The 4960-nt window shown below is 39.6% G+C and carries 5 protein-coding genes and 1 riboswitch; all 5 genes read right to left on the bottom strand.

The features are described from left to right. Nucleotides 1-132 precede the first annotated feature (132 nt). Nucleotides 133-1302 carry a trans-sulfuration enzyme family protein gene (locus ACZFYI_RS15695; protein ID WP_462525075.1) on the bottom strand — a complete coding sequence of 390 codons (1170 nt, stop codon included), beginning with the start codon at nt 1300-1302 and terminating at the stop codon, nt 133-135. 246 nt (nt 1303-1548) lie between these two features. Then, a riboswitch (SAM riboswitch) is annotated at nt 1549-1655 on the bottom strand. Between the two features lie 232 nt (nt 1656-1887). Further along, a complete protein-coding gene (pth, locus tag ACZFYI_RS15690; RefSeq protein WP_462525074.1) occupies nt 1888-2448 on the bottom strand; it encodes an aminoacyl-tRNA hydrolase in 561 nt (186 codons plus the stop codon). Nucleotides 2449-2536: 88 nt separating this feature from the next. Continuing rightward, nucleotides 2537-3109 (bottom strand): 50S ribosomal protein L25/general stress protein Ctc, encoded by a 573-nt coding sequence (locus tag ACZFYI_RS15685; RefSeq protein WP_462525073.1) that lies wholly within the window; start codon nt 3107-3109, stop codon nt 2537-2539. Nucleotides 3110-3149: 40 nt separating this feature from the next. Next, the gene (locus tag ACZFYI_RS15680) at nt 3150-4076 is read right to left on the bottom strand and encodes a ribose-phosphate pyrophosphokinase (protein ID WP_462525072.1); all 927 of its coding nucleotides are present in this window, start codon (nt 4074-4076) and stop codon (nt 3150-3152) included. A gap of 120 nt (nt 4077-4196) precedes the next feature. Then, nucleotides 4197-4910, bottom strand: coding sequence for a 2-phosphosulfolactate phosphatase (locus ACZFYI_RS15675; RefSeq protein ID WP_462525071.1), 714 nt, complete (start codon nt 4908-4910; stop codon nt 4197-4199). Nucleotides 4911-4960 lie beyond the last annotated feature (50 nt).

Raw genomic sequence — 4960 nt, 5'->3', positions numbered from 1 at the left:
AATCTAATTTAATTCTGATTTGGATAAAATCCCAATATTTTCCAAAATCAAAAAGTACCAAAAACTCCAAAAGACACAAATGAATAGTTTTTTTGTGCTTTTTGGAGTTCAAAAAAGAAATTTTGAAACAATTTATCTTGAATGGTTCAAAGCATTTTCCACGTCTTTGATGATATCTTCATGATGCTCCAAACCAATAGACAACCTCACCAATCCATCCGAAATCCCAACTTTAGCTCTTTCTTCCACCGAGAGTTTGCTATGCGTGGTAGAAGCCGGATGGGTGATGATGCTGCGGCTGTCTCCGAGGTTTGGAGTGATAGAGATCATCTGAAGGGAATCAATGAATTTCTGTACCCTTGCCAATCCTCCTTTCAAGGTCAGGGTAATGATGCCTCCCCCTTGTTTCATCTGCTTTTTGGCAAGATCAAATTGTGGATGGGAGGGGAGGAAAGGATATTTAACAAAGTCAATCTCTTTGTTTCCTTCAAAATAGGTAGCCACTTTCAATGCATTTTCACAATGCCTATCCATCCTGACTGCCAAGGTTTCCATGCTTTTTGACAAAATCCATGCGTTAAAAGGGGAGATCGAAGGTCCGGTATGCCGGGTAAAAAACTCTACTTCCTTGATCAGTTCTTTTTTGCCCAAAATCAATCCACCCAAAACCCGGCCCTGTCCATCAATATATTTGGTCGCGGAATGGGTGACGATATGAGCTCCCCATTTTGCAGGTTGCTGAAGATATGGAGTCGCAAAGCAATTGTCCACTACTAAGATTAGATTGTGGGTAGCGGCAAATTTCCCCGCCCATTCCAAATCTATGATTTCCAATCCCGGATTTGAGGGTGTTTCTATAAACAGCATCTTGGTGTTGGGCTGCACAAGTTTGTCCCAATGTTGAAAATCCGAAATATCTCCGTAAGTGGAAGTAATTCCCCATTTTGGAAATATGCGTGTAAGCAATTGATGAGTAGAACCGAAAAGAGAGCGAGAAGCCAATATATGGTCTCCTTGCTGCAAAAGGGATGCAATACTTCCAAACATGGCAGCCATTCCGGAGGAGGTCGCAATTCCGGATTCTGTACCCTCAGCTGCACAAACTTTTTGAATCAGATCAGAAGAATTAGGATTTGAATACCTTGAGTAAATATTTCCTTCGATTTCTTCGGCAAACATCTGTCTGGCTTCCTCAGCAGAGTCAAAAGTAAAACTAGAAGTCAGGTAAATAGGGGAGGAATGCTCCCTTTGGCTTGATTTGGAAGCACTTATTCGGATGGCGTCAGTTTCGAAATGAGACATGGGAATGGTATTTAGTTATTGGTTAATAGGTTAGAGATTTTTTTTAATAAGGAAACATGGGTTTGCTTAAAGACAGAATGGGAAAAAGCCCTGAGAAAATTCATATAAGCATTTATCACCCAACTAAAAAAATTTATAGAGATCGAGACCGGTGGTATTTCTTCGTACTTCGTACTTGGTACTTCGTACTTAATTTTTTCGAATGTTTCCGATAAATGAAGGGTAATCTGAAATTGCATAATGTCTAATTTATAGGTCCCATTAGTTGGGCAGGTTTTGGCACCTTTCGCGATGTGTCGGGATGGTTGCCAGAGGGTCAGCGAGCCTGTTCTCTTGCCTCTTCTTTATAAATCTTTGCCTGAAGTGTACACAAAGTAAGTTTCCAAAAAGTTGATTTCAAAAGATTATTCCATAATACTTTTTTATTGAAGAGAAATACTATTGAAATAAGGCTGATATAAAGTAGAAATTCAATGGAAATATGATAGAAATAAAGTTGAAATAAGATTGAAATAGATATTTATAGATACTGGATACTGGATTTGGGTAAGATTTGTTGTCTCACGTCTCAAATCTCATGTCTAATTAATCATTAAACTGAGTCATCGTCATGTTGATCCCAACAGTGCAAAAACTCAGAACCATATCAATGGCTTTGTCCATGAAAATCGGAAGTTCATCGATTTCCTGCTGAGACCACCTGCCGAGGACATATTCTATTTGTCTTCCTTTTGGGAAATCGTCACCGATCCCAAACCTCAACCTCGGATATTCCTGTCCTCCTGTGAGTTCTTCAATATTTTTCAATCCATTGTGGCCTGCTGAAGAGCCTTTTCCGCGCATCCTCAATTTACCAAAAGGCAAAGCCACGTCATCTACAATGACCATGATGTTTTCTTTGGGAATACCCAATTCCTTAATCCAATAATTCACTGACTTTCCACTGAGATTCATGTAAGTGGTTGGTTTGATCAGATATATCTGCCTGCTTTTGTATTTGAAGTTGGTGCTGAAAGCTAGTCGGTCGCTTTTCCAAGATACGCCTTGTTTGTCGGCGAGTCGGTCTACAGTCAAAAAACCCACATTGTGTCGGGTCAATTCATATTCAGGACCTATATTCCCAAGTCCAACAATCAGGTATTTCATCAATTCTTATTTTGTATTGCTGAGCAAAAATAAAAAATCCTGCTTAAGGACTAAGCAGGATTTGAATTATTGATATTAAGAAGCGGAATTATTCAGCTTTTTTACCTCTCAACGCTCTTGGGATTCCAATAGAGATGATCGATACATTTGGACTTGTCAAGATGTCAAATCCTTCTGCTTTAATTTCGCCCACTTTTACTGATTTTCCAAGGTCAAGTTTAGATACGTCAACTCTGATTTTGTCAGGAAGGTTGGCAGCAAGTCCCTTTACAGCAATTTTCCTTGTTTTGAATTCCAATTTACCACCTTTTTGAACTCCGGGAGCAGTTCCTACAATCTCCACAGGGATTTCAAATTTGATAGGTCTATCAGGGCTAAAAGCCAAGAAGTCAGCATGTATAAGTACATCACTTACGGGATGGAATTGTGTGTCTTTCAATACAGCTTTCATTTTGATGCCTTCGATATTCAAGTCAACCATGTGCACATCAGGTGTGTAAACAAGGTCTCTGAATAGGATGGCGGGAGAATAAAAGTGGATTTGTTCTTTGATGACAGGACCGTAAACAACACAAGGTACATTACCTTCTTCACGGATCTGATTCAATTCTCCACTCTCGAGATTTGCTCTTTTAAACCCTATAATCTCTAATGATTTCATAAATTTTTTAATTTGTTTGTATATAATTGATTAAGTAATCCTAAATAAATAATGCACTGATTGAAGTGTTTCCTGTAACTGCATGGATTGCTTTCGCAAAGAGATCAGAAACAGTAAGAACCCTAATTTTCGAAGAAGCCTGCTTCACAGGGATAGTATCAGTGATAACCAACTCTTTTAAGACAGAATTTTCGATGTTTTGATAGGCGTTTCCCGACAAAACTCCATGAGTTGCAATAGCCCTTACCGAGATGGCTCCTTTTTCCATGAGAATCTGGGCAGCTTTGCAAAGTGTACCTGCGGTATCTACCAAGTCATCTACTAAGATGACATCTTTCCCTTCCACTTCTCCAATCACTTGCATGGACGCGATTTCATTGGCCCTTTTCCTGTGCTTGTCACAGACGACCATTTCTACTTCGAAATGCTTGGCATATGCTCTTGCTCTCGCAACGCCTCCTACATCAGGAGCTGCAAAAATCATATTGTCCAAGGCCAGCCTTTCCAAATAGGGCACAAAAATAGCTGATCCATTTAAATGATCCAAAGGAATATCAAAAAAACCTTGAATTTGTCCTGCATGCAGGTCACAGGTCATAATCCTGTCTGCACCTGCCGAGGTAAGCATATTGGCAATTAGCTTTGCCGCAATAGAAACACGGGGCCTGTCTTTCCTGTCTTGTCTCGCATAACCATAATAAGGAATCACCGCACATACCTTATAAGCACTCGCCCTTTTGGCGGCATCTATCATCAGGCATAATTCCAAGAGGTTGTCTGCAGTGGGATTGGTCGTCTGAATCAAAAATACAGTACAGCCTCTAATGGACTCATTGTAACTTGGTGACAACTCTCCATCACTGAATTTGGAGAGGGTAAGGTCTCCGAGACGTTTTCCGTAATGTTTGGCAATTTTTTCTGCTAGTTGAATGCTATTGGTTCCGGAGAATAGTTTAACCTCAGACATGGTGCTTGGCTTGATTTTCTATTTAAAATTAGGGATTTTCTATGCTGCAAAGGTATGTAAAATTGATTGCTTTCTGAATGAAGCCTGTAATTATTAGAATTTAATTCGGTTTTTGTTGCCTTATGAATGTTTAGCAATAAGTTCTTCACCTGATAGGATTCCAACAATATCATACATGTCAATGGAGAGACAAAAATCAATATCAGCCTCTATATTATGGTTTTGCAATCTTTTGGCATGGGAAGCTTGACCTAAAAATATCTGAAGCCTATGGGAATTGCTTTCATAGAGACTTTTCAAAGCAATCGCTGAGTCACAGTCTGTATCGAAGTTCGGATGTAAACTACTTACCAAAGCACCTGCATACAATGAATCTTCCAAATTGAATTTCCCCTTCCAACCTGCACAAAGTATCAAAACATCCTCAGTCTGACCAATGAGATATTTTGCCGTGGCTTTTAGATTCACAAATGCACCTAGTAAAACTAGGTTGGCATCAATTTTGGTTTTTTCTATAGCCAATGTACCGTTGGTGGTTGTCATGGCAATTTTTTTGCCTGCAAATGCATGGTTTAGATATGCCAAAGGAGAATTTCCAAGTTCGAATCCTTCTGCTTTCAGCCCGTTTCTTTCTCCGGCAATGGTATATCCTTTTGAAGCAAAAGCCCTGCATGTTTCCAGATCCATAATTGGGGTGATGGATTCGACACCATTTGCCAAAGCTGCCATCATCGTGGAAGTAGCCCTAAATATATCTACGATGACTACATTTTTCCCCTTGGTTTCATAGAGGTGAATCAATTCCGGACTTACACAAATTTCTATCTTTCTCATGCTTGATTGTTAATAAAAAAACCCGCAAAGGGTTTCCTTCTGCGGGTTTT

The sequence above is a fragment of the Aquiflexum sp. genome (genome assembly GCF_977115555.1).
Note: the sequence above shows the minus strand (reverse complement) of the source record. Positions and strands in the feature narration are given on the sequence as shown.